Origin of the sequence: Dehalobacter sp. TeCB1, from assembly GCF_001707455.1 — a bacterium.
In the GTDB taxonomy this organism is placed as follows: Bacteria; Bacillota; Desulfitobacteriia; order Desulfitobacteriales; family Syntrophobotulaceae; genus Dehalobacter; species Dehalobacter restrictus.
Map to the genome: position 1 here is coordinate 1 of NZ_MCHF01000010.1, position 25,382 is coordinate 25,382.

The following is a 25,382-nucleotide window of genomic DNA, read 5'->3' on the forward strand; positions in this document are numbered from 1 at the left end:
TTCTACGGTGACGCCGGATATTTGGGACTAAATAAACGACCGGAAATCACAGAGGACCCTCACAAATCACAAATTGATTACCGTATCGCTGAGCGTCCCGGAAAGAAACGCAGCATGGACAATGGCCCTGCACGGGATTTTTATTGCCATATAGAGTTTCGGAAAGCGTCTGTCCGAGCCAAAGTGGAGCACGCCTTTCATATCATTAAGAACATATTTGGCTTCAAAAAGGTTTGTTATAGAGGAATTGCCAAGAATCTGAATAGACTGTATATGCTGGCCGCCAGCGCAAACCTGCTGATGTGCGCCCGAAGCGGCGGCTGGCGAAGCCAATGCGCGTAATCCGGGGATAAGTACGCCTTTTTTCGAGAATTACTCGGAAAAGGCAGCTGAAATCGGCGGCGATAGGGCCGCTAACTTGGGATTATCCCACTTTATTATTTATTGGGATGATAAAAAACGTTATTAATCAGTGGTTCCTAAGGTCTTTTAAAGGTGCTCGTAGGCTGCTGACGAATGCCGAACTGTTATCTACGACAGAAAATTCTGGAGGTGCGGAATGAATGATATCGGGCAGGTTATCAACGCTATGATCCATTATTTTATGGGTGACGCGCGGCGCATCAACCATTTTATTAAGGTCTATGGCTTTGCCAAGACCATTGGCGTGCTGGAAGGGCTGGATGAAAGCACGCAGGAAATTCTTGAAATTGCGGCTGTCACTCATGACATTGGGATAAAAAACAGTGAAAAAAAATACAACAGTGCTTCCGGAAGTCATCAACAAGTCGAAGGACCTCCTGAAGCCAGAAAGCTATTGGAAGATTTAAACTTTCATCCTGCGGTCATTGGTAGGATTTGCTGGTTGATTGCGCATCACCATACCTATGATAAGATTGACGAACTTGATCACCAGATATTGATAGAGGCTGATTTTATTGTTAATGCTTTTGAAGATGACCTGTCAGAGATCGCCATTCAAAATGTTTCTGAGAAAATATTCAAGACTGAAACCGGACGAAGATTCCTGAACAAACTATATTTTTCAAAATAGCTTGATGATCATAGATGTACTGTAATTCTCATTCAGCTCGATAATATTTGAATGTCAATTAAGGGAAGAGTTAACGAACTCTTCCCTTCTAGCGCGAGCAAGGGCGAAAAAGAAATATCCGGGAATGATCTAGAATAACCAATCCTAGAAATATTCTAATGTGTTATAACTGTAAATCCCGTTTTAACCTGTTTAATATTCTTAGGTAATGATTAGCTTCTCTCAATACATGATCTGCTAAGAGTGGAATGATTATTGATTTTATCTTACACGTTAGTATCCCTTCTGTACCGGCTGCTTTAAAATCTCTAAACGCTCGGGTCGCCGTAATCGTTGACCGTGTTAAACCGCCAATATCTGTTTTAGTTAGGGATGCTTCCGGCACCTTTTGTTCAAGTGTATTGAATTGCTTGTCAAAGCCTTCTGCTTGAACAATTAGGCCAGATTCAGTTGGATCTAATAATTGACGAATAAACTGTGCGTGTTCCGCCATTTGCCTGTTCCAGAACTTTTCTTCTTCAATAGCCTCCTGAATAAAATCAACCGCCATGTGCCTTTGCAATCGCTCTAAATGATTTATGTAAAATAATGCTTCTCTTCGGATATGGATTATTAATAAAGGAAAATTAAAAGTGAACAATTTACATTGAAGCATTCCGTTAAGTATATTGGTTTTAAACTGGACCAAAGCATTGGTCAAACCAATGGCTTTCTGATTTAAGGCAGTGACTTGTGCCTCAAGTTGTGCTGGATTTACTCCGCCATTTGGGGTTAGTCCGAATTCTTCATTAGTAATAACTGATTCAATCGTGATCCCAGATAGCTCCTCAGTAACTTGTTCAGCTCGTAGCGTTTTATCTGTTATGGATTCCCCTGATCTTAATGTTTCTTCGCTGACAACCCCGTTTGCCAAAAATACAGCCTCCCTTAATACTTCAGCAAATTGGGTCTTAAACATATCCGCTTGTTGCGCAAATGCTGCATCCTTCGTCACAAAACCAGCTTCGAGGAATATAGAATGCTCCTTCATAATTCGTCCAAAAAACAGGTGTAATTCCAAGGACTCCCGAACAAAATCTCCAGGCAGTAATATTGCTTTCAATTAAATCCCTCCTTCGTTAACGCTTACGCTAAAACGTATTTTTAAAAGAACTCATTTATTCCATTATCTCTAGAAATCTACTCACGTCTCTATTAATGTTAGCCCTTCTTAACTACGGATGAGAGTTTAACCGGGTCATGTTCAGTTCGTTATAATATTCAGCGCCATTATTGCCAACGATATATTTTTAACGTCCAGCGGTGTTCTGACCGATATACCACAAAAATCAAAACCACTAAATGCTGTAACATAGCATTTAGTGGTTATTAAAATGGACAATCGGACAATGGGCAATAGCCGATCCTATGAGAATTCATCACTCGGATGGAAGAAGTCAATATCGCAGCGCTGCCTTGCTTTAATAAGGATTTATCGAGTATAAATACGAATATACTATCCAAATGATTGCAATAATAATCAATGCAATAACTGAAGACACTATTAGGGGTTTTTTCTTATTTATTATTCCGTAAATTAAACCTGTAAGCGAAGCTACAATAAGAATAATACCCAAGGCCATACCGTTACACCTCCGAAATTTAAATATCCCTCATAATTTTACCTCTTGAAGTTATAATATTCTACTACTACGAAGGAATAATACATCAATTCCTTTCACCCGCGATTGCCTATCAATAACATTAAAACACCAATAAGAAATACAATGCCAAGAGGTATTGATAGATAGACCAAAACAGAGTGTTCATTATGTTTTTTGACAGCTATTAGTCCAATGGCAGAAGCAATGATTATTGCTGAAAACATAAGATAAATGACCGTTCCCAGAAATGGACTATTAATAGGATTCGGATATTCGAGCGTGTTCCCCTGTGTTGAAGAAATTATACCCCCTGCTACTGCTAAAGCAATAAAAGCAATAAATAATCCTACTGACCATCTCCCAGCACGAGTTTCGGGCAAAAGTACCGTTTTCATGAGATACACCTTCTTTCAAATTTAGATTGCATTAGTTTGCAATTGTATACTAATGCGAAGAAATATCCGACTATTTTCGTCCGCACCAGGAGGGCGCGGTTGCGTCCCAACCGCATGCATATCGGCAAAGTCGAGGTAATGCCGTGTTAGACGACGTTCCGGTTCCCCAAAGCATCCTCTAGAGCAGACTTTAAATCAGGAAATTTAAACTCGAAACCAATATCACTAATTTTTTGGGGAATAGCCCTTTGACCATGTAATAACATTTCAGACATCTGGCCTAATGCGATTTTCAATACAAATTCGGGAACTGGAAACCATGATGGTCTCTTTAAGACTTCTCCTAAAATCTTTGAAAAGCCTTTCATTCTTACTGGTTCTGGTGCTGTTCCATTTACAGGACCAGTAACCTCATCATGTTCGATTATAAATCTAAACATCCTGATTAGATCTTGAATGTAAATCCACGGAAGCCACTGATTTCCTTTACCTAATGGACCACCGATGTAATATTTAAAGGGTATAACCATTCTTGTAAGAGCACCTTGACTACCCAATACTACCCCAATACGAATAGTAACGACTCGTGTAAATTCATTTTGGACCTTGTAAGCTTCATCTTCCCATTTCTTGCAAACTTCCGCAAGAAAATCCTGTCCAGGACCTTCACTCTCGGCTATCTTATCATCCTGACGAGGCCCATAGTATCCTACAGCTGAAGCATTTATTAGAACTTTTGGATTCATAGTCCCATCGTTTATAGCGTTAACAATGGAACGAGTAGTATTTATCCTACTATTCAATATCTCTTGCTTAACTAAATTGGACCAACGACGGTTACCGATTGATTCTCCTGCAAAATTAATAACTACATCAAATTCCTTAAAATCATAAATTGCAGATAGAGGAGAAATGTTATCCCACTCTATTAAATCAACATTACTTTCAACTTTGTCTGCTGTGAATTGCCGATTTCTTGTTATAACAGATACTTTATAACCACTAGACATTAACTCCTTGGTTAAGTTCCTTCCTAAAAAACCTGTTCCACCAATAATCAAAACATTCATATTTCATACCTCCGGAATGTCGTCTAATGTCCAGCCGTTCCCGAAGCGTCATATTACATTTATATATTCTAAGTTTTGGGAACGGCGTGTTATCTGCCGTGTGGCACCCTCAAGCTGGGTTGCCATGGACGGCAACCGACCGCAACAACTTCTTAATGCAATTGGCATATCCTCCATTTTATGTTACATTTTACCACGTCCTAGACAATAAATCATTATATTATGAATATTATCAGGTTAAGCCTTCCAGCCTCATAGACAGTTTGATCCGAAGCATTGTAAACAATATTGTTAAGGGTTCGCTGTTTGGTTAGCGGAGCGCCGGATGATGCTGAAACAACGGCCATTCCCATCATCCCCTTTCCCTTTTATTGGACAGCTTACGGCTGTCTTATACATACTATGCTTGGCTTGTCCAAAGGTTCCAAAAAAAAATCAGGAATTAACTCTAAGCGGCTTCTTGGGGGGCGGCCACTCTTTAATCGTCCCTGCCATATATTCAATCAGCCGGTTAGCCTCTTTTCTTTTCTCTTCTTTCAGCTTCGGATCGATATGGGTCAGATTGGTGAGTGCTGTTGTCAGATCGAAGAAGGTATCGGCGATCGTTTTGCAGCAAGCGTCGCATTTTTCTACATACTTGATGTGAGCGTCCGGGTCATGTTCGGTTTTAAGGTTGTGGGTCGGCAGGGCGGGTTGACCGGCAGAGAAGGCTTCTGCTTTGACATTCTCCGGATTTGTTGGCATTGACGGGGTCTTAGCCTGCTCCTTTTTTAATTCGGAGATGGTGCTGTCGATCGCCTTCAGTCCTTTTTTAAATGCTTGATTCTCCTGAAGCGCCTGTTCCTTTTCCTGATTGGCCTTGTCTCTGTCCTGAAGTGCCTGCTGCAGCTTCTTGGTGGTCATACCGCCGACATCATTCTGCTCGATGAATTCCTCCCGCTCCTCTGCCGGTAAACCCAGAAGGAGGAGGGCCTGGGTGTAAGTCATATTCGACATTGATGTCGATTTTGACGTGTCCAATCCGTCAGAGAAGTTTGGCCCGTACTCTTGGTAGAGCTTTATCAGTCTTTCGGCAGTTTTCTGGGAATAGCTCACAGACTCTGCCAGCCAATTACCCCATTCCCCGTGTTTGACCAAATCCTTGGCTTCCAGCAAACGACGGCCGATTTCAATGGCACCGGCAAGCAGGATTTTTTTGGTTTGGCAAGTTATCATATTTATTTCAGCCGCAATGATAAGCGGCGTGCGTTCGGTGACCGGATTATCCATACCGCCCATCCTTTTATTATTCGTCTAAATACAGCATACGCAGATAGGCTTCAGATGGTGAGGGCTTAGTTTCTACTTATTAATGAAGCAGAACCCCGGCCAATTTTGATATGCTCCTCCTTGCACTAAACAGTTTTTGTTATTTGAACTGTCTACTACGAAGGGAGCATATCAATTGGGACGGTCTTTTTATTGCAGGAAAATACTTCCTTTCATCGAATATTAACAGAACAAGGGAGGGATTTATCTTGTTGTGCGAAAAAGATTATTTTGACGCTGCCGCAGTAATCTTCGCAGGTATGCTAAAAAATGATGCTATCGAAATGGAGTTTGTGCAAAACCCAAATCATCAACTCGAGATAAGATTTAAGACTGAAGGTTCAAAAGATTTTGTTTCATCAAGCGGAATTATGTCGGCGATTATTCGAAGCATAAAAACAACTGAAACCTAAACGGAAAATAAGAGCTTTCGGGCTCTTATTTTTATTTCTCCAAAACAAACGAAGACCTCAGAGATACAGTATTAAATTATAAATATTAATATACTAACGAATGAAATCTTTTTGAATAAATCGAATGGTAATTAGTTTAATATCAAATCTATACCAATTATTTGATTATTTTTTTTGTTTTTAATTAAGATTATATCGTCGCATTTTTTAATAAAATACCTTATTGCAATTGATTCACGTAACTTGTCTGTGTATGTCCAACCATATGGAGTGAGGCAAATTTTTCGTTCTCTCGCATAACATCTCAGTAAAAGATCCCAAGTTGAATCAAAGGATGGGCAATTGATAGGTTTTATCATCTCAGGATTAACTTTATAACAAAGTGAGCCTTCGGTAGGCGGATCAGGATAGGCTGGATTATCCAGATACAAGTCCAAAATAGTCGGTTCTAAATTGCTATTTTTAAATAATAATTGCATTAATTGGGCAGAATCGGGCTTCACTTGCCGAAAAATTAAAGTTCTGATCTCTCCTTGTTTACTTTTTATTGCTTGAACCTTTTCATAATGAGGCGCCAATTCCGTCAAAACATACTGACAAATTTCCTCGTCAGGAACTGGGATAGACGTATATAAATTTAATATACCAGCTGCAGTTGGGCCGAGAAAAAATTGACAAAAAGGAGAGAAGGATTCTGGTACTTCATTTTGATTAATTGCTAAGTCAACTAGATCTCTGGAATCGCTAGTATTAATTACGTTTTTCATAAGAGTTTCTTTGTCTATCTCAACTGTCCAACTCATATAATTAAACCTCCGCAATCTGCCAGGCTAGGATATTAATCTAGCCTGGCAAAAATTATATCCACGTAGTATAAGTATATACTATTAATTGACGTAAACGGGACTTAAATCTACCAGTTGGATTAACTCATAATTAGCATACCTACCCATAGCTATACCACCAAATGTCGCTGTGTAATATCCTCCTGATGATACCGTGGTTGATACTTGGTCTAAAAATTGAGACACAGATGGATTAAACCATAAAGTATTAGCTCTTGTTACTAATGGTATTTCAAGTTCTAAGTTAGGATTTACATAATAGAAGGTAGCAGCCCATTCCGCGTAACTTACCATATCAATGAAAAAATGAGCTGTAATGTTACAATTCACGGTTCTGCCAGAGTGAGTCATGCCTCCGGTAACATATCCTCTTACTCCACTTAACGGTAGCGAGGCAAGAGATTTTACTGGATCGCTAGACTCTAACGAATTAGTTGATGTTGTTGTGTCTTTTTCAACAATAAGGGCTAACCCTTCGTTGGGATCTAGTCCATACTTCTTTAATACTTTACGGTCTTTTGTCTTGGAGTAATCTTCTACTAATTGAGTAACTTGATCTTGTGTTAAGACTGCATGTTTTGATGACGTATCAACAGTTTGTGCACTTGCAAAACAAGGTATAGAAAGTGTGAATATAAGAGTTAAAACTACAGCGATAAACTTTTGGGAAAACATTTTAGGCATAATGGAACCTCCTTAATTGGATAACTCATACTACGTTGATAATAGCATTAATTGGTGGTGAAGGTGTGGCAAAAGAAAAAAATCCTCTAAGAGGTAAAGCTCTTGAGATATTCCAAGAGTCTGAAGGAAATATAACCAATCGTGAGATTGCAAATATACTTGAGATACCCGAACGTACCGTCAGCGTATGGAAGCTACGGGACAAATGGAACGATCAAATAGGTTGTAGTACTTCAATTTCAAAAAACTGTAGTACTACAAAATGTAAGCACGGCGGCCAGCCGAAAAATAAAAACGCCAAAGGCCATGGGGCTCCGGTCAAAAACAAGAATGCGGAGACTCATGATTTTTTTAGTAAATACCTCCCGGATGAGACACTGGAGATCATGCAGGTGATCCAGGAGAAGCACCCGCTGGACATCCTTTGCCAATCTGGCCGATGCCAATAAACAAATTGAGGCCTTTAAGGGCATGGATATTGAGGGCATTAAGGGTGCAGCTGACGAGTGGAAAACCAAGTATGAGACTTCCAAGACAGAAGCAGACAAAGAGCTTAATAAGCTGAGGTTGGACGATGCGGTCGAACGAGCTCTAATGGCCGCAAAGACCAAGAATCCGAAGCTGGCCAAGGCGGCTCTGGACATGTCTCTTATTAAATTGGACGGGGAGACCATCCTCGGGCTGAATGAACAGCTTGAGAAGCTTAAAGCGAGTGACGGGTACCTCTTTGAAGAAGTCGGCAATGAAGACAAAGGCGGCTCATCCTTCAGGGTTGAAAGTGGCGGAAAGAGTACAGCTTTGGAACAGCCAGAGTAGAAGTAAAAAAAGCCTCGAGGGAGAGATCCTTCGGGGCTTTTTTGCGTTTATGGCTACATTTAGGGCTGTAATATCTTATTTTATGCTTTCAACATCTAATGAATAACCAATTACTTCTCCAACATCGGTAATAGTTCCAATCACGGTGACTTTTTGTTTGTTTGTAAATTTGGCTACTGTAGCTTTCTGTTCTTCAGTTATGTAACACATGACATTGAATAACGAATAACTATCATCCAAAGGGCCAATGGAAAAATATTTACCACTACTATCAATATTCGATAATTGACCGGTTATCTCAACATATTTTCCTTCCTGTCTAGTTCTCATCATACTAGACTTTACGCTCTGGGTGTACTGATCAATATCAAGGCCATGGTTGCCGGTTGCTCGAGTTGAGAATACCCTTCAAGCCTTGCCTGTATAACCGCGCGCTGTCGTTCCGGAAGCGTTGAAATGATCTCATGTAGTACAACCTTTAGCCGATTTCTGACCATTTCGTCACTGATTTCATCTTCGAAATTGGCTGTCGGGTCCGGAAGCGTATCAATAAGCAGAATTGTATTTCCGTCGTTCCTGTTTATGGGGGTGTCAAGGCTGATCATACCCTTTTCGTGTTGGCTTTGTGCGGTTCTGCGGCGGTCTTTATAACCCCATATAATTTGTTTAACGATGTATGTCGCCAGGCTGGCCGAACCTTCTTCACGGAATTTGTTTACCTTTTTTATCATCATAAAAAAGGCTTCCTGCATTTCATCATCAAAATCTTGTTCACGACCACGACATAAACGGCGGACAGTATAGCGAATCAGTCTATGATTTTGCAAATACAGAGCTTCCAGGGCGGAAGGATCGCCATCATGGTACAGCTTGACCAGTTCTTCGTTCGTCAGATAGTTTTCACGATCCCGACCCCCTTCCTGTTTATGGTGAAGCACCACCTGACCCCAGGAAGTCTTCGTCGTCGTCATAGTCCTTAAATATGGGAACGGCTGTCTTTGTTGCTTTATAGCCGCCGCGATCCCGTTCCTTTGACAGCCAGTTATTTACAAACCTAAGAATCCCGCTTCTGGTCTTTCTCTTTGAAGGATTGGCGTCCAGCCATCCCTTCATTTTCCGAAGCTCCTGTTGAACATCTACGGCAGGATACAGCTTCGACCATTCCGCGATTTTTGCTTCCGCGATCCCGTATTCGCTCTTATCATTTAAGATCAAGGAAATAACGTGATCAGGCGCCGGCCGGCATGAAGCGGCTTCCGCTCCGTGCAAACATTCTTCTTCTGGTTCGGAATCCTGATTTCTGGTTTCTGGTTCTTTATTCGGGAACCCTTTCGGGAATCGTTTCGAAACTATTTCAGTAAGGGTTTCTAAAGGCTTTTCAATGCTTGTATGCCTCTCAGAACATCCTTTTGGTACGGTTAAGTGGTACCATGGAGCCCATTATCTTTTATGCAAGGGTATAGAAAAAACCACAGGCGAGCTGGGGCTTAGTTTCCTTGCATATAATTTGAAAAGGGCAATTAATATGGTAGGAACAAAGAAATTAGTGGCAGCAATGAAGGCTTGATGGCCTTCTTTTTTTTGTATTTTTCTAACTATAAACAAAAAAACGGTCAGAAAACCGTTAAAAATTTGCTCCGGAAAATTTCAAACCCGCATGAATAGCGGGTTTTTGGACGAATTTTGGTGGAGGCGAGGGGACTTGCACCCCTGTATCGAAAGACAATACCAAAAGCATCTACGTGTGTAGCTCTCATTTTAATTCTCGCTTCGCGGGACTCCTGAAAGCGGGATTCCTTTGAAGCCAGTCTGGTTAATCCTTGTTTTGGCCTCAGACGGTGGCCGCACAAGTTTTCCTGCTAATTTGACACCCTGGCCCTTCCCCGCAGGTTAAGAAGGCAGGATGTAGCAGCTTAAGCTGCTAAAGCGTAATTTGTTTTGTCAGTTATTGTTTGTCCGCTGTTTAACGAGGTCAAGCGGGATCTCGACACGCGACTCTTGCCATTGCTCCCCCGAGCGAGTCTAAAACGCCCCCGAGAAAGTGTAGCGATATCATTATACCATATCTCAACATTTTGACTAGTACCAACTTGAAAATCTTATTTAATGTTTACAGAAAATACAAATATCTTTCTTAAGAAGCATGATTCAGCCTATAGAACTTTATTTTTAATTTTAATTTAATTCTCTACTTAACAATTAATTTAAAAAACGATCTTAATTGTTAGATTTTTATTTTTGTCATCTCATGCTATCTTAAGCATCTTATTTTAAGGTATAATATTAGATGGTAATTTAACCATAGAGACTATGAATTTGTATAAAATTACTCGAGCAAAAATTCTTAAAAACACATTTTGCTGAGCTTAACTGAGGTAATATGAAAAAGATCTTGAAAAGAAGAATTTTTCTGGCTGCTTCGACTCTGATTATTGTATTCGCATTTGTCTTTATCCTATCGGATCAGATGGTTGCCAATTATATGGTCGACACAACTCCGGAGCATATCGATGCGCCTGGGGCGGGCTCCCGGGTCCTGATCATTGCGCCGCACCCCGATGACGAGACGCTGGGGGCGGGTATGCTCATCAAAAAGACGCTGGCTAACGGAGGTAAAGTAAAAGTGGTCCTTATGACCAATGGTGATGGTTATAGGGTTGCAGCCCATTTAGACTATACAAAAATAACGCTTACACCAAAAGAATATATCAATTTTGGCTATACGCGCCAGCAGGAATCAGTGAAAGCTTTGGCATCATCGGGAGTTTCTGAAAGCGATATTATCTTCCTGGGTTATCCTGACGGCGGACTTGCCTCACTATGGTCTTCCAACTGGAATTCAACGAATCCGTACACCAGTCCCTATACCCAAGCAGACCGGTCACCCTATACCGACAGTTTTAAGAAAAACCGCCTGTATTGCGGGCAAAATGTTGTCGCTGATTTATCACAGATTATTCACGATTTTCAGCCAACCGATATTGTCATGCCGCACCCGAATGATAAACATCCGGATCATTGGGCTAGCAATGCTTTCACGAAATATACGCTGACTGTGCTGAACTATTCTCCGCAGAAAGAGTGGCTTTATCTAATTCACCGCGGTTTATGGCCTAGCCTGGAAGCCGGCTCACAGCATAAAAAGGATCTTGCGCCGCCGGCCAAACTGCTTAAAACCGGCACCAAGTGGTATGCACTCGACCTAACTGATCAGGAAATAAGATTAAAGACCGAAGCGATCAAGCTGTATCATTCGCAGCAAAAAACACTGGGATTCCAGATGTCCTGTTTTGAAAAGCAGAGCGAATTATTCGGTCAGTATACAGATGCTAAACTAATCAGCGGCATGCGTATGGATTCGGACATTACGCCAAATGCCGGCAATATATTGATTCAGGACCCGGTTCAGGATAAACTGCTTTTGGATGTAGACAAAGGAGGCGATATCTTAGCTGTCCATGCAGAAATCTCCAAGGAAGGCAATTTGCATCTTATTATACAAACAGATCAAAAAATGATTAAGGAATTAAATGAATATCGTTATAATCTGGTCTTTATTAATAAAGAAAAGTCCTCGCACCTGACCCTCATCGTCAAAGGAAATGAGGTCTATGCGCAGGACCCAACTACAAATACAATCACAAGGGAGACTGTAAATATTTGTGTTTCAAATCAGGGCGGTATGTCTCATCTTATTATTAATCAATCAGCATTTCAGCAATTAGAATTTGGCCATTATGATCATGTCTTTATGGATGCGGAGTCCGCGTTTAATAACCACCTGATAGACAAAACTGCCTGGCGGATGATCGATACACGCTAGCTGCCGCTGGATGCAGCCGTTGCGGCACACGCAGCGCCGATCATTGCTGCGTTTTGAGCTGCGATGAGTGCTTCAATCGTCACAAAAGCATTGGTATAGATCACATCATTGCTGTTTTTGAGGCTTTCCAACATCGTGCAAGAAACGAGCGACGCTGCTGTAAGAAAAATAGTCTCCTTGCCCAACCAGCGGATATTTCGGTCTTCTCGGAGAACTTCACTCATTCCGAGCACCTCACGCGCAGCTCTCTGGCTTTTATCTTCAAGCAAGGTAAGCAGACCGAGTGTTCCATAGTTATTGGCGTAGACTTTTAATTTATTTTGACCGAAGAAATCATACAGGATGCGGCATCTTGCAGCTTTTGCCTTACTGTTCTCCTCACTCAGACTTAAGATGTGCGACAAGAATTGGAGTCCGTTTCCACGGCTAAAACCACATTCATGAAGTTCTTTGTACAGCTCTTCCATTTTAGCTATGATACTCTGTACGGGTTTATCCGAAGCTGCAAGCAGGATTGAGACAGCATAGTCGTCACCGGAAGTCAGCCAAGGGTGATGTTTCTTCATTTCGGTGAAAATCTCATAGGCTTTGGCAATCCGAATATCGGCTTTGCGCGGTTCGCAATTCAAGAGCAGTGTATAGGCGGTCACAGGCCTGTATGTGTAACTGCGAAACCCGTTTTCTTTAAGTCTTTCATCATAAGCAAGAAGAATATCCAGTTTTGTTTCCGGATCGGGAGAATTGACGAGCAGCAAGGCTGAATACAGAATGGATCTTTGTCTGAAACTCGAAAAAGAACCCAAATTCTTTTTGATATAGTCATTGACCCTTTCGATTTCTTTCCTGTCATAAACCTTGTCTTTGGCTACATAAGACAAAGCAATCAGCGTATTGATACTGCTTGAATTTTTCCAGCGAAAGTCCTTGGCAACCTGCTGATAGATGCTGATCAGATTTTCAGCTTTTTTCCGAAGATTACTGTCCATTTCCCCATCCCCTTTCCCGCGAACTAACCCTTGTTTCTGTCTCTTAAATCCCGTTCCATTTGCCTTTTGGCATCCCGCTCAGCCAGATCATCCCGCTTGTCATAAGTTTTTTTGCCTTTACACAGCCCAAGTTCAATTTTGGCCATGCCGTGCTTGAGATAAATCTTTAACGGGACAAGGGTCATTCCCTGTAGTTTGACCTTATCCCCCATCTTAATAATCTCGGTGCGATTAAACAGCAGTTTTCTCTTCCGCAGCGGATCATGGTTGAACCTGTTCCCTTGTTCATACGGGCTGATATGCATCTGATTCAGCCAGACCTCACCCTTGATAATTTCAGCATAACTGTCTTTGAGATTCACACGGCCGGCCCGGATTGACTTTATCTCGGTCCCCGTTAAGATGATCCCGGCTTCATAACTGTCCTCGACAAAGAAATCGTGCCTGGCTTTTCTGTTTTCAGCGATGACCTTAATTCCCTCAGCCAATCTATTTCCACCTCGCTGCTTTATCTATTAATAATATTACCCGTTGTTGACCGCTCAGGCAATGGGTATTTCCTTTAGATTATTTTGAAAAAAATCAGTAAACCGACCTATGGGACCAGCAGCTGACGCTTTTCTATAAATTCCCGTATTTTTTGGGCCAATTCGTCCCGCGCTGCGCTCAACGGCAGATAGTGATCCTCATCTTTCCAGTAAACTGCATCGCAATAGCGGTCTCCGATGTTCTTCTGAATAAATTCACCGCTGGACGGATGGACTGTCCCGTCAGCCATGCTCTGGACCATAAGCGTCGGACAGCTGATTTGGGGCAATTTTCCTTTCATTCGTTCAATGGCTTGGTTTAAAGAAATAAAAGATATCACCGGTACCTGAATATAGGAAAAATGGGGGAGTCCCTCGCTGTTCAGGCTGATCTCAGCGGTTTTATGCGGTTTGCCAACATATTCTATTTTTCCTATCAAGCTTTCGGCCTGATGCAGCTTTTCATCAACATAAATAATCGGGGCATTGATGGAGACTGCACCGTCGATCCTGCCCTGAGCAGCCAGAGACAGTGCCAGCAATCCGCCCATGGAATGTCCGACGGCAAGGACTTTCTGATACGTTTTCTTTAATTGCTCAGCTGCTTCGGCAACAGCTCGCTCCCAATCCTGCCAGGATGTCTTCTTCAAGTCTTCTATTGAAGTTCCATGGCCGGGAAGAAGCGGGGCCTGGACTGTATATCCCCAATTTTTCAATCTCTCACCAAGTGGCTTCATATCAATCGGGCAGGCTGTAAAGCCGTGAATCAGAAGGATCGCCGTGCTTCCGCCTGAAAAGTAAAAAGGTTTGGCCAGCTCTTCTCGTGTAAACATGCTTCTCCCTTCCACTTGCCAACATCAGGCAATAATGTCCTTATCGGTTTATTTAAACAGATTTTTTTGCCGAATGCAATGTCTTTGATTTTATGATGGTAAATTAAGCTTTGATGATAGTCTTAAAGAATAAATAAAAAGATTTAAGATAAATAAAATTCATACAAAAATAGAAATGGAGATGCTTTAAAGGCATCTCCATATATTTCACTTGAAAACGATGTTTGACGGACCTAACCTCTTAGTGAAGGAAAGGAGCAATGATCAGGGAAATCGTTCCCATAACTTTAATCAAAGCATTCAGGGAAGGACCGGCAGTATCTTTGAACGGATCGCCAACAGTGTCGCCGATAACAGCTGCAGCGTGAGCAGGAGTCCCCTTGCCGCCATGGTGTCCGGATTCAATATATTTCTTGGCATTGTCCCAGGCCCCGCCGGCGTTGGCCATGAATACGGCCATCAGGAAGCCGGCAAATGTACCGCCTGCGAGCATTCCACCCATGGCACTCTTGCCTAAAATAAATCCAACAAGTACCGGTGTGCATACGGCCAGTAAACCAGGAGCGATCATTTGTCTGATTGCCGCTTTGGTCGAAATATCAACGCAGGCCGCATAATCAGGTTTCGCTTTGCCTTCCATCAGTCCGGGGATTTCTCTGAACTGACGGCGGACTTCAGCAATCATGTCAAACGCAGCTCTTCCGACCGCCTGCATCGCAAAAGCGGAGAACAGGAACGGCAGGGCAGCACCAATAAATAGACCGATAATCGTCGTCGGCACAAGAATGTCAATGACCTGAAGGTCGGCAAGTTCAGCAAACGCGTTGAACAGAGCCAGCGCGGTAATTGCAGCTGATCCAATCGCGAAGCCTTTAGCTACGGCAGCTGTGGTATTTCCAACAGCGTCAAGTTTATCTGTTGTTTTACGCACACTCGGATCGAGTTCAGCCATTTCGGCAATACCGCCGGCATTGTCAGCCACCGGTCCGAAAGAGTCAATCGCAACGATGATTCCCGCTGTGGAAAGCATCGCCATTGCAGCCATCGCAATGCCATATATACCCGCAACCTGATAAGCCACCAGGATCGCAGCACAAATCGTAATGACCGGCAAAGCTGTACTTTTTAGACCGACAGCCAAACCCGTGATGATGTTCGTAGCTGCTCCGGTTTCGGAGGCCTTGGCAATCGACTGGGCCGGTTTCTTTTCATTGGATGTGTAGTACTCCGTGATCAAACCAATGATAATATTTACTGCAAGACCGCAGATAATGGCTAAAAATATCCTGTTTGGTGTGAGTACGAGTCCGGATTCTGTGACATAAGTTGCCGGCATCAGCAGATGGACTGCGGCAAAAGAACCAATAGCTGTAATCACATTTGTTCCCCAAAGGCCCATGTTCAGAGCCATCTGTGGATTGGCCTTTTCTCCTGTGCGCACAAAGAAGCTGGCAATAATCGAGGCAAGAATACCGATCGCACCGATAATCAGGAAGATAGACTCCCCAATGCCATGACCGCCGAAGACCGAAAAGCCGATCAGCATGCCGGAAATGGCGGTTGCAGCATAAGATTCAAACAAGTCGGCACCCATACCTGCTGTATCGCCAACGTTGTCACCGACATTATCAGCAATAACTGCCGGGTTACGCGGATCATCTTCTGGAATTCCGGCTTCAACCTTCCCTACAAGGTCAGCTCCAACGTCAGCAGCCTTGGTAAAGATACCTCCACCGACACGGGCAAACAGTGCAATCGCACTTGCGCCAAAAGCAAAGGAGTTGATTGTTTCAGCATCACCAAAGATCATAAACAGCCCGGCAACACCTAACAGACCCAGACCAGCCACCGAAAATCCCATAACTGCGCCTGCGCGGAATGACACGCCGAGTGCTTTGTTCAAACTGGTACGGGCAGCTTCTGTTGTACGGGCATTGGCTCTGGTCGTAATCCCCATGCCGACATAACCTGCAGCACCTGAAGCTACTGCACCAACCAAGAAGGACAGTGGTGCCGCAGCGTTACCTTTTAACGCAAATAAAGCAATAAAAATAATGATAACAATCGGAATAAGCGTTCTGTATTGACGGTTCAGATAAGCCATCGCGCCGACTTGAATCGCTTTGGAAATTTCTTTCATTTTGTCATTTCCGGCGCTCTCCTTAAGTACACTTTTTGCAAAAAACAATGCCGCGAGCAGTCCGATAATTCCTGCTCCTACACCCAATAAGGGTATCTGTGAGAAATCCATTCCTACTACCTCCTAATAAATAACCACACGAAGTATGTTCCACGCAGCCTGGTGTGTTGACCTTATTTCATACCGAATAATCCGCACAATTGCGGATAAATCTGCAGGGCACGGGATCTTGCTGTTATCTTATTTTAAAAACAAGGTCAGCCCTAGTGAACTTACAAGGAACAAAACGGCAAATACAACACCAAGTTTGGCGAATAAGCCTTCCTTTCCTTTGGCAGCCTTACCGAAAAATTGCTCACCCGCTCCGGTGATCGAACCGGAAAGACCAGCGCTTTTTCCTGGCTGCAGCAGAACTGTGGCGATTAACCCGAGAGAACTGATGATCAAAATTACAACGATTGCTATTGTCATATTTTCACCTCCCTCAAAGGTTTAAACCGTTATTTTACCCGGCTTTAACTATTTACAGCATATGTTTCCCTGGTCGGCATAAAATAGCATGTTTGTCTGATTATGGTCAGTATTGCTATTTTAGCACAGCCCCAGTGTTGACGCAAGGGAATACGGCCTGAATGGCCGATTATTGCGGATGGAATGCCCATAGCCGATTGTGGATGGACCCAGGACTGATTATTTCAGCACGGCTCTGCCTTTGTAGATAGCGGTTAACCCGAGTTCTTCCTCAATCCGGAGAAGTTCATTATATTTAACCAAACGGTCCGTACGAGCCGGCGCGCCTGTTTTCAGCTGTCCAGCATTGACTGCTACGGCAATATGGGCCAAAGAGACATCTTCTGTTTCTCCGGACCGATGGGAAATAACCGTGGTATAGCCGGCTCTTTTAGCTATCTCTATCGTATCGAGGGTTTCGGTCAGGGTGCCGATCTGATTCAGCTTGATTAAGATGGAATTCCCGCACTTCGCCTGAATTCCCCGGCTAAGCCGTGTTGGATTCGTAACAAACAAATCGTCCCCGACAAGCTGGATTCTGTTGCCGAGCCGTTGGGTGAGTTTAGCCCAGCCGTCCCAGTCTTCCTCTGACAGGCCGTCTTCTATCGAGACAATCGGAAATTTGCTGCATAAGTCTTCATAATAGGCGATCATTTCGTCCGCGGTTTTCGTCAATCCTTCGCCTTCCAGAACATATAGGCCGTTTTTATACATTTCGGTAGCTGCTGCATCAATCGCCAGTGTAACCTCTTCGCCCGGTTTGTAGCCGGCTTTTTGAATGGCATCGACAATGACTTCCAAAGCTTCGGCGTTGGAAGCAAGGTTCGGCGCAAAGCCGCCTTCATCTCCGATTGCGGTTACCAGACCTTTCCCCTTTAAGACGCTCTTAAGGGTATGGTATATTTCCGAGCCCATTCTCATCGCTTCGGCAAAGCTGGCTGCTCCGACCGGCATAATCATAAATTCCTGAATATCCACATTGTTGTCGGCATGTTTGCCTCCGTTCAGGATATTCATCATCGGCACGGGAAGCTCCTTGGCATTAATGCCGCCGATATACTGGTAGAACGGCAGGCCGAGATAAAGAGAAGCCGCTCTGGCTGCAGCCAACGATACGCCCAGAATGGCATTAGCTCCAAGCTTGCTCTTGGTTTCCGTTCCGTCGATCTCTTGAAGCGTCCGGTCGATCCCCGGCTGATCAAAGACATTGAGTCCTTCCATTTCCAGACCAATCACGTCATTGACATTGTCAACAGCCTGAAGAACGCCTTTGCCAAGATAACGGTTCTTGTCCCCGTCGCGCAGTTCCAGAGCCTCAAAAGCTCCGGTGGAAGCGCCGGACGGCACAGCAGCCCGCCCCATGGTGCCGTCTTCCAGCACAACATCTACTTCAACAGTCGGAAAACCTCTGGAATCAAGGATTTCCCGTGCAATTACCTGGTCAATAAAACTCATCATAGTCACTCCTTCATTTTTTTTGATTTTTTTGGGTATACGTTATTGCCAGTACCTTGGTAGTGGGTATACACCTGGGTTTGTTTGCCATGGATACTAGTATAAAAGCAAGGATTTACCAGTCATTTCCGCCGGAATATCAAGCTTCAGCAACTTCAGCATCGTCGGTGCAATATCGCAGAGACTTCCTCCCTCCCGGAGGGTGCGGTCTTTATACGTATCATTCACCAGAATGAACGGTACCTTATTGGTCGTATGCGCTGTAAACGGTGAATTTGTTTCCTGATCAATCATGCACTCGGCATTTCCATGGTCCGAAGTAATTAACACAGTCCCGCCTTTGGCCTGAACTGCATCAACGATCTTCCCGATACAAACATCGACAGCTTCCAAGGCCTTGACTGCCGCTAGAAGATATCCGGTATGCCCGACCATATCGGCGTTAGCAAAATTTAAAACAATTACATCATATTGATCGTCCCGCACTTTGCTAAGCAGGGCCTCGGTGATGCCATAGGCGCTCATTTCCGGCTGCAGGTTGTAGGTAGGCACTCCCGGTGACGGAATCAGACAGCGGTCTTCTCCATCTTCAGGTTCCTCTATCCCACCATTGAAAAAGAATGTTACATGCGCATATTTTTCTGTTTCAGCGATGCGAAGCTGCCTTAGACCTTTGGCTGCCAGAGCCTCGCCAAGTGTATTTTCGAGGTTTTGCGGCGGAAAAACCACCGGACAGTCAAAGCTGGCATCGTACTCGGTAAGGCAGACATAATGCACCCGGGGACGGTTTGTCCGTATAAAACCTTCAAAATTTTCTTCAATAAACGCCCGGGTAATTTCTCTGGCCCGGTCTGCCCGAAAATTAAAGAAAAGCACACTGTCGTCGTCTTCAATTACCGCCACTGGACGGCCTGATTCATCCGTGATTACGGTCGGGTCAACAAACTCATCGACAATCTTTTTGTCATAAGCATTCTCTACAGCTGCCAGAGCATTACAGGCCATCGGCCCCTCTCCGGCTACAAGGGCTTTATATGCTTTCTCGACTCTGTCCCAGCGCTTATCCCTGTCCATCACATAATAACGCCCACTAACTGTAGCAATTTTTCCTCTGCCAAGCTGTTTCAGTTTATTTTCCAGCTGCCGGATAAATTCCTTGGCGCTTTGGGGAAGAACATCTCTGCCGTCAAGAACCGGATGAATATAAAGCTTCTCTACACCGGCCTCAACCGCCATGTCCAGTAATGCAAACAAATGACGGATATGGGAATGGACACCACCGTCCGAAAGCAGCCCCAGCAAGTGAAAAGCTTTTCCGGAATCCCTGGCTCGGGTCATTGCTTCGTGCAGCACTTCATTCTTGACAAGGTCTCCTTCGTCCATTGCCTTGAAGATCCGTGTCAGTTCCTGATAGACGACCCGGCCGGCGCCAATGTTTAAGTGGCCGACCTCCGAATTGCCCATTTGTCCTTCCGGCAATCCCACTGCAGCACCCGAAGCGTTAAGCAGCGTATGTGGATAACTTTCCTGCAAACGGGAAAAATTCGGGATCTTTGCAAGCAGCGTTGCATTTCCATTCTTTTCTTTGCTACAGCCCCAACCGTCCAGGATCATCAGCAGGAGCGGCCTCCCTGTTGCCTCGGACATCAAAATCACCTCACGCTGCCAATCAGTTCAGTAAATCCAAGGAAGTCCAGACTTGCTCCACCGACCAGCGCGCCATCAATATCCGGCTGATCCATCAGTTCGGCGATATTGGAAGCCTTGACACTTCCACCGTATAAAATTCGTATTTCCTGAGCGGCTTCAGCGGCGAGCCTCGCCAGGGTGGCACGGATTGCGGCACACATTTCCTGGGCATCCTGCGGAGATGCTGTCCTGCCTGTTCCGATAGCCCAAATGGGTTCATATGCAACAACAATCTTTCTGATTTCTTCGGGACTCAACTCCCTGAGGGCATTCTCAACCTGCCCTTGTACAAAGACTAGGGCCTGACCTGCTTCTCTCAAAGCCAGGTTTTCACCAACACACAGAATTGGCGTCAGTCCAAAGTCCAGTGCGGTCTTGACTTTTTTTGCTATAAGCGCGTCATCTTCTTTAAAATATTCCCTGCGTTCCGAGTGGCCGATAATCACATAGGTACAGGCTAGCTCTGTCAGCATAAGTGGCGATATCTCCCCGGTATACGCACCCTGTGTCTCATAATACATATTTTGGGCGCCAATATGGATGATGCTCTCTTCAAGTTCATCCTTTAAGGCTGCCAGCGCAGTAAACGGCGCACAAATTACCATTTCCGCGTTTGTTCCATTTTCCAGTTTCTCCAAACTTTCCAACAGTCCCGCGGCAAAATCTTTGGCTTCCTGCACCGTCTTATACATCTTCCAATTACCTGCAATGATCGGCTTTCTTGTCATCAGAGACCCCTCCCATAGCTTTTTTATCTGTAATATATTCCTATGCCTGATATTTTTATATCTTATTTTGTGATATTCATATCTCGTAGACTGATTCTTTAAATTCCGCTAATACCTGAAATTGAGTCAATTTCAGTTTTCAGTTTTTTCTTTTAGTACTGCTACACCCGGCAGAATCTTTCCTTCCAGGAATTCGAGCGAAGCGCCCCCTCCGGTAGAAATATGCGTCATTTTTTCTGCCACACCTACTTTTTCCACAGCAGCAACAGAGTCCCCACCTCCGACAATCGTTGTTCCCTGGCATCCAGCCAGCGCCAGCGCGATTTGTTCCGTGCCCCGCGCAAAGTTTTCCATTTCAAATACGCCCATCGGGCCGTTCCATATGACAGTCTTCGCAGGCAAAATCGCCTCTGCAAATAATTCAGCACTTGCCGGGCCAATATCCAAAGCCATTTCTTCCGGAAGAATGTTGGAGACCTCTGTAACTCTGAACGGGGCGTCCGCTTTGAACTCCAGCGTAACGACTACATCCTGCGGGAGCATTAATTTTACGCCGGTACTTTCGGCCTGCCGGAGAAGTTCGGCGGCCAGTTCCACCTTGTCCTCTTCAATCAGTGATTTCCCGACTTCCAGCCCCTGGGCCTTCAGGAACGTATTGGCCATCCCGCCTCCGATGATCAGAACATCCACCTTTTTCAGCAGATTTTCTATGACACCGATTTTATCACTGACCTTCGCTCCACCAATAATCGCAGCAAATGCTCTGGTTGGCTGACCGAGCACCTGGCCAAGGATGTCCACTTCTTTTTTCATCAAGAATCCGGCATAAGCAGGTATATGTTGGGCTATCCCTTCAGTTGAGGCATGTGCCCGGTGCGCCGCTCCAAACGCGTCATTCACGTAGATATCGGCTAAGCCGGCCAGGCTGCGTGCAAAATCAGGGTCATTCTTTTCCTCTTCCTCATGAAATCTGACATTTTCCAGAAGCAAAACCTGCCCATCTTCCATATATTCAACCAGCGCTGCAACCTTGGGCCCGATACAATCAGGAGCGAGCTTCACTTCGGTGTCCAACAGAATGCTTAAATGGGCTGCTGCAGGTGCCAGTGAATATTTGGGATTGACTTTGCCTTTGGGTCTTCCGAGGTGGGAAGCCAAAATGACTTTAGCACCGTTTTCTTTCAGATAACGAATCGTCGGAAGTGCAGCCCTGATTCTGGTATCATCCGTAATATTTTGCTGATCGTCCATCGGCACATTAAAATCCACGCGTACGAAAACACGCTTTCCCTTTACGTCTATTTCATCGATTCCGATTTTATTCATCGTTATATCTCCCTCTTTTTCTTTCATATGTTTGGAGAACAGGTTTAGTTTCCCTTTTCCCTTATTTTCTTATTCGGTCGTATGCTCAGAATATCATTTCCCGGATTCCTTCTGTTCAAATGAACATATTTGTTTGTTTTTATGTTTTATTTTAACATGTTTTTGTTTGTTTGCGCATGTTTTTTTCATTAGGCAATTCATATTCACAGAATCTTCGTTCGGCATTAGGCCACCATCAAAAAAACTGGCCGTAGCCAGTTTTTTGAGATAAGCTTACCAGCTTTTTTTCGATTTCCAAAACTCCGGCGTTAGAAAGACCAGCAGGGTAAAGAGTTCCAGCCTGCCCAGCAGCATACACGCTGTCAAAACAATTTTCCCGAAAGGTTCGATCGGTGCATAGGTAAACATCGGTCCGACGGCGCCAAACCCTGGTCCAACGTTGCTGAGATTCGCAATAACTGCCGACATCGCATCAAAAGGCTCCAGACCTGTACCGGCCAAAAGAATAGACCCGATAGCAAATGTCAGGAAGTAAACGAAGAAAAACCGTCCCACATTACTCAGCACTGTCGTGTCAATTACTTTATCCTGAACAACAATATTGATTACCAGGCGTGGATGGATCGCTTGTCTGAGCTGAGCCAGACCCATTTTGACCAATAAGATCACTCTGGACACTTTTAAACCACCGGCAGTGGATCCGGCACTCGCGCCGATGAACATTAAAAAAAATAAAATCAATTTCGCCAGCCCCGACCACTGGTCAAAATCAGTAGATGCAAATCCGGTAGTCGTCATCAGCGTTACCACTTGAAAGACGGAATGTCTCAGAGCAGCAAGTGATCCCCAGCCCTGCTGGATGACAAGTGAACCGGTGATAATGAGCGTAGACACAACAACTATTAAAAAATAATATTTCAATTCCGTATCTTTGAGCGGACGCAAAGAACGTTTCCGCCAAGCCTGGACGAAAAGACTGAAGTTTGAACCTGCGATAAACATGAAAATGGTCACAACAAGCTCAATAGGGAAAGAATTGTAGGCAGCAATACTTGCCGAGCGCGTGGAGAAGCCACCTGTCGCCACAGTGGCAAAGGCATGGTTCACCGCATCAAAAAGGGACATCCCCGCGAACAACAGCAGCACAATCGTCGCCACTGTAAGCCCTGCGTAGATCCCCCAGAGAATCAGCGCAGTATCTTTGATTCTCGGAACAATCTTCTCGGAAATCGGTCCAGGGACTTCGGAGTTAAAGATGTGGACTGCCCCAATGCCAAGGTTCGGGAGGAGTACAATAAACATCACGATGATCCCCATCCCGCCCATCCAGTGGGTCAGGCTGCGCCAGAAAAGAATACTCCTGGGCAGAACCTCCAGATTACTCAATACGCTTGATCCCGTCGTTGTCAGGCCGGAAACCACTTCGAATAACGCATCAATATAGGTTGGAACGACGCCGGAAATAATAAAAGGCAGCGCCCCAAACAGCGACGCAAAAATCCAGGCTCCCCCGACAACTGCAAAGCCTTCCCGCACGCTAATTTTGCCTTCAACTTTTCCATGGAAGCGCATAACTGTTCCGACAATGACGGTAATGCAAAAAGAAATTAGAAAAGCCCAGCCGACCTTCTCTTGAAAGAACAGCGCAACAGCAATCGGAATAACCATGGCAAAACTGTAGGCAATCAAGAACCTTCCCAAGATATTTTCCAGCAGCGTAAAATTCATGATCCTGATTCTCCGTTAAAAGAATTTATTGACCTTAATGATCGTATCAGGCAGTGCAAAGATTATCACCTGGTCACCGGGCATCAGAACAGATTCACCGTTTGGCACGTAAACCCGACCTTGATGCAGGACTGCTCCAACCAGACAATTGTAGGGAAACCTGACCTCTTTCAGCTTCTTGCCGGCAACTTTGGACGTCGGAGATATGCCGATTTCCATAGCCTGCGCTTTGGCGCCTTCCAGCAGAGCCACGGAAATAAATTTACCCCTGCGGACCTGGCTCAGAATAAAACCGGCTGTGATCAATCTTGGCGATAAGACAGAATCCACGCCTACCTTTTCCATCAGGGGAATATACTCCGTTCTTCCTACCCGGCAAATTGTTTTCTGGGCGCCCAGATCTTTGGCCATCAGGGCCAGAAGCAGATTCAGCTTATCGTCATCTGTCAGACAGACTACGGCATCGGCATCTCCGACCCCTTCTTCCATCAGCAGATCGACATCGGTTCCCTCTCCGCAGTACACAGTTCCCTTTTTGAGGCTTTTGGCCAAAGCCTGACACCGTTCCGGATTCTTGTCGATCACCTTGACGATCATACCTGCCTTTTCGAGCAGAACGGCCAGATTGCGGCCAATTCGGCCGGCTCCAATGAGCATGACTTTCTTGACCGGGACCATCTTTTCGGTAAACTCATCCTGGATCTCATTTAAAGCTTGCGGATCGCCGACAAGAAAAACATTGTCGCTTGGCTTCAGCATCTCCGCGCCGTTCGGTATAATCATCCTGTTTTTACGCAGGATACCAACAATCAAAATATCTTTCGGAAGATCCAGTTCGGAAATCGGGATATTTGTATGCGGTGATTCTGGCCGGATCCTTACTTCCAACAACCTGACTTTACCATCGGCAAAGTCCTCGACCTCCAGTGCTGCCGGAATGAATAAGATCCTGCTTATTTCAACCGCGGTAACATGTTCAGGGTTAATCGTCAGATCGATCCCCAAAGAACGATGGAATTCGGCTTCCTCTTTACCAATATATTCGCTATTGCGGATTCGGGCGATTGTTTGATGTATTCCAGCCTGTTTCGCTGCCATACACGCCACCATGTTCACTTCATCACTGTCGGTGACAGCAATCATCAAGTCTGCCGACCGGACATCCGCGTTCATCAAGACCCTGGGGCTCGCTCCATTCCCTTGAATAGTCATGACGTCAAGGCTGTTCTGGATAATATTCCGGCGTGTTTCATCTTCCTCAATAACAATGACATCATGGTCTTCATCAACGAGGTACTGCGCCAGACTAAAACCAACCTTTCCAGCTCCCACAATGACTACCCGCACGTTAACCCCTCCGGTTCCTATTACTGTTTTAGAGCTACAATATAGCACAAACCAAAGATTTT

Annotated in this window: 27 protein-coding genes and 1 other RNA gene; 6 read left to right on the forward strand and 22 right to left on the reverse strand. The window is 44.5% G+C overall.

Annotated features, from left to right (window positions below):
* Both A7D23_RS02585 and A7D23_RS02590 read left to right on the forward strand, forming a co-directional pair.
* Positions 1–342, forward strand: a 342-nt coding sequence (locus A7D23_RS02585) for a transposase (RefSeq protein WP_141690632.1), incomplete at its 5' end; no start/stop codon positions are given.
* A 217-nt stretch (positions 343–559) separates the two neighbouring features.
* A complete protein-coding gene (locus A7D23_RS02590) occupies positions 560–1,054 on the forward strand; it encodes an HD domain-containing protein (RefSeq protein WP_019226921.1) in 495 nt (164 codons plus the stop codon).
* A 163-nt stretch (positions 1,055–1,217) separates the two neighbouring features.
* Here the strand turns inward: A7D23_RS02590 and A7D23_RS02595 are convergent, their stop codons facing one another.
* The 5 genes from A7D23_RS02595 to A7D23_RS02610 all read right to left on the reverse strand — a co-directional run bounded on the left by A7D23_RS02595 (position 1,218) and on the right by A7D23_RS02610 (position 5,431).
* Positions 1,218–2,156 carry a DUF2935 domain-containing protein gene (locus A7D23_RS02595; protein WP_019226920.1) on the reverse strand — a complete coding sequence of 313 codons (939 nt, stop codon included), beginning with the start codon at positions 2,154–2,156 and terminating at the stop codon, positions 1,218–1,220.
* A gap of 615 nt (positions 2,157–2,771) precedes the next feature.
* The gene (locus tag A7D23_RS02600) at positions 2,772–3,092 is read right to left on the reverse strand and encodes a hypothetical protein (RefSeq protein ID WP_019226918.1); all 321 of its coding nucleotides are present in this window, start codon (positions 3,090–3,092) and stop codon (positions 2,772–2,774) included.
* A 146-nt stretch (positions 3,093–3,238) separates the two neighbouring features.
* Positions 3,239–4,162, reverse strand: coding sequence for a TIGR01777 family oxidoreductase (locus tag A7D23_RS02605; protein ID WP_019226917.1), 924 nt, complete (start codon positions 4,160–4,162; stop codon positions 3,239–3,241).
* 215 nt (positions 4,163–4,377) lie between these two features.
* Positions 4,378–4,509: a DUF1659 domain-containing protein gene (locus A7D23_RS15520; RefSeq protein ID WP_019226916.1), complete on the reverse strand. Its 132-nt coding sequence runs from the start codon at positions 4,507–4,509 to the stop codon at positions 4,378–4,380.
* Positions 4,510–4,597: 88 nt separating this feature from the next.
* A complete protein-coding gene (locus tag A7D23_RS02610) occupies positions 4,598–5,431 on the reverse strand; it encodes a DUF3102 domain-containing protein (RefSeq protein ID WP_025206214.1) in 834 nt (277 codons plus the stop codon).
* 248 nt (positions 5,432–5,679) lie between these two features.
* Between A7D23_RS02610 and A7D23_RS02615 the strand changes: the two genes are divergently transcribed.
* A complete protein-coding gene (locus A7D23_RS02615) occupies positions 5,680–5,883 on the forward strand; it encodes a hypothetical protein (protein ID WP_019224928.1) in 204 nt (67 codons plus the stop codon).
* Positions 5,884–6,014: 131 nt separating this feature from the next.
* Here the strand turns inward: A7D23_RS02615 and A7D23_RS02620 are convergent, their stop codons facing one another.
* Together A7D23_RS02620 and A7D23_RS02625 are read right to left on the reverse strand one after the other, a co-directional pair.
* Positions 6,015–6,686 (reverse strand): hypothetical protein, encoded by a 672-nt coding sequence (locus A7D23_RS02620; RefSeq protein WP_019224929.1) that lies wholly within the window; start codon positions 6,684–6,686, stop codon positions 6,015–6,017.
* An 84-nt stretch (positions 6,687–6,770) separates the two neighbouring features.
* Complete coding sequence (locus A7D23_RS02625; protein WP_019224930.1) at positions 6,771–7,412, reverse strand: hypothetical protein; 642 nt, start codon at positions 7,410–7,412, stop codon at positions 6,771–6,773.
* 65 nt (positions 7,413–7,477) lie between these two features.
* Between A7D23_RS02625 and terS the strand changes: the two genes are divergently transcribed.
* Together terS and A7D23_RS02635 are read left to right on the forward strand one after the other, a co-directional pair.
* On the forward strand, positions 7,478–7,861 hold the full coding sequence (gene terS / locus A7D23_RS02630; RefSeq protein ID WP_019224931.1) for a phage terminase small subunit: 384 nt from the start codon (positions 7,478–7,480) through the stop codon (positions 7,859–7,861).
* 22 nt (positions 7,862–7,883) lie between these two features.
* A complete protein-coding gene (locus A7D23_RS02635; RefSeq protein ID WP_019224932.1) occupies positions 7,884–8,228 on the forward strand; it encodes a phage scaffolding protein in 345 nt (114 codons plus the stop codon).
* 75 nt (positions 8,229–8,303) lie between these two features.
* Here the strand turns inward: A7D23_RS02635 and A7D23_RS02640 are convergent, their stop codons facing one another.
* From A7D23_RS02640 to ssrA, 4 genes are all read right to left on the reverse strand, one after another.
* Positions 8,304–8,561, reverse strand: coding sequence for a hypothetical protein (locus A7D23_RS02640; protein WP_019224933.1), 258 nt, complete (start codon positions 8,559–8,561; stop codon positions 8,304–8,306).
* A gap of 8 nt (positions 8,562–8,569) precedes the next feature.
* Entirely contained in the window at positions 8,570–9,166 is a 597-nt protein-coding gene (locus A7D23_RS02645; protein WP_019224934.1) for a sigma-70 family RNA polymerase sigma factor, read from the reverse strand.
* A complete protein-coding gene (locus A7D23_RS02650; RefSeq protein ID WP_019224935.1) occupies positions 9,153–9,497 on the reverse strand; it encodes a hypothetical protein in 345 nt (114 codons plus the stop codon). The genes A7D23_RS02645 and A7D23_RS02650 overlap by 14 nt, the downstream gene beginning before the upstream one ends.
* A gap of 415 nt (positions 9,498–9,912) precedes the next feature.
* Positions 9,913–10,263, reverse strand: a transfer-messenger RNA (tmRNA) gene (gene ssrA / locus A7D23_RS02660).
* Positions 10,264–10,608: 345 nt separating this feature from the next.
* Between ssrA and A7D23_RS02665 the strand changes: the two genes are divergently transcribed.
* Positions 10,609–12,051 (forward strand): PIG-L family deacetylase, encoded by a 1,443-nt coding sequence (locus A7D23_RS02665; RefSeq protein WP_019224938.1) that lies wholly within the window; start codon positions 10,609–10,611, stop codon positions 12,049–12,051.
* On the opposite strand, the gene A7D23_RS02670 is transcribed toward A7D23_RS02665, so the two are convergent.
* The 11 genes from A7D23_RS02670 to trkA form a co-directional block, all read right to left on the reverse strand.
* Positions 12,048–13,037, reverse strand: coding sequence for a DUF4003 domain-containing protein (locus A7D23_RS02670; RefSeq protein WP_019224939.1), 990 nt, complete (start codon positions 13,035–13,037; stop codon positions 12,048–12,050). The two genes, A7D23_RS02665 and A7D23_RS02670, sit on opposite strands and share 4 nt — an antisense overlap.
* Before the next feature lie 23 nt (positions 13,038–13,060).
* The gene (gene smpB / locus A7D23_RS02675; RefSeq protein WP_019224940.1) at positions 13,061–13,525 is read right to left on the reverse strand and encodes an SsrA-binding protein SmpB; all 465 of its coding nucleotides are present in this window, start codon (positions 13,523–13,525) and stop codon (positions 13,061–13,063) included.
* Between the two features lie 107 nt (positions 13,526–13,632).
* Complete coding sequence (locus A7D23_RS02680; protein WP_019224941.1) at positions 13,633–14,397, reverse strand: alpha/beta fold hydrolase; 765 nt, start codon at positions 14,395–14,397, stop codon at positions 13,633–13,635.
* A 241-nt stretch (positions 14,398–14,638) separates the two neighbouring features.
* Complete coding sequence (locus A7D23_RS02685; RefSeq protein WP_019224942.1) at positions 14,639–16,648, reverse strand: sodium-translocating pyrophosphatase; 2,010 nt, start codon at positions 16,646–16,648, stop codon at positions 14,639–14,641.
* A 129-nt stretch (positions 16,649–16,777) separates the two neighbouring features.
* Entirely contained in the window at positions 16,778–17,008 is a 231-nt protein-coding gene (secG, locus tag A7D23_RS02690) for a preprotein translocase subunit SecG (protein WP_019224943.1), read from the reverse strand.
* Between the two features lie 219 nt (positions 17,009–17,227).
* The gene (gene eno, locus A7D23_RS02695; protein WP_025206215.1) at positions 17,228–18,502 is read right to left on the reverse strand and encodes a phosphopyruvate hydratase; all 1,275 of its coding nucleotides are present in this window, start codon (positions 18,500–18,502) and stop codon (positions 17,228–17,230) included.
* Between the two features lie 96 nt (positions 18,503–18,598).
* On the reverse strand, positions 18,599–20,149 hold the full coding sequence (gene gpmI / locus A7D23_RS02700; RefSeq protein WP_019224944.1) for a 2,3-bisphosphoglycerate-independent phosphoglycerate mutase: 1,551 nt from the start codon (positions 20,147–20,149) through the stop codon (positions 18,599–18,601).
* Between the two features lie 5 nt (positions 20,150–20,154).
* Entirely contained in the window at positions 20,155–20,919 is a 765-nt protein-coding gene (tpiA, locus tag A7D23_RS02705; RefSeq protein WP_019224945.1) for a triose-phosphate isomerase, read from the reverse strand.
* A 132-nt stretch (positions 20,920–21,051) separates the two neighbouring features.
* A complete protein-coding gene (locus tag A7D23_RS02710; RefSeq protein WP_019224946.1) occupies positions 21,052–22,245 on the reverse strand; it encodes a phosphoglycerate kinase in 1,194 nt (397 codons plus the stop codon).
* A gap of 273 nt (positions 22,246–22,518) precedes the next feature.
* Positions 22,519–23,973, reverse strand: a complete 1,455-nt coding sequence (locus A7D23_RS02715; RefSeq protein WP_019224948.1) for a TrkH family potassium uptake protein — start codon at positions 23,971–23,973, stop codon at positions 22,519–22,521.
* Positions 23,974–23,988: 15 nt separating this feature from the next.
* A complete protein-coding gene (gene trkA, locus A7D23_RS02720; RefSeq protein ID WP_019224949.1) occupies positions 23,989–25,320 on the reverse strand; it encodes a Trk system potassium transporter TrkA in 1,332 nt (443 codons plus the stop codon).
* Between the last annotated feature and the right edge of the window lie 62 nt (positions 25,321–25,382).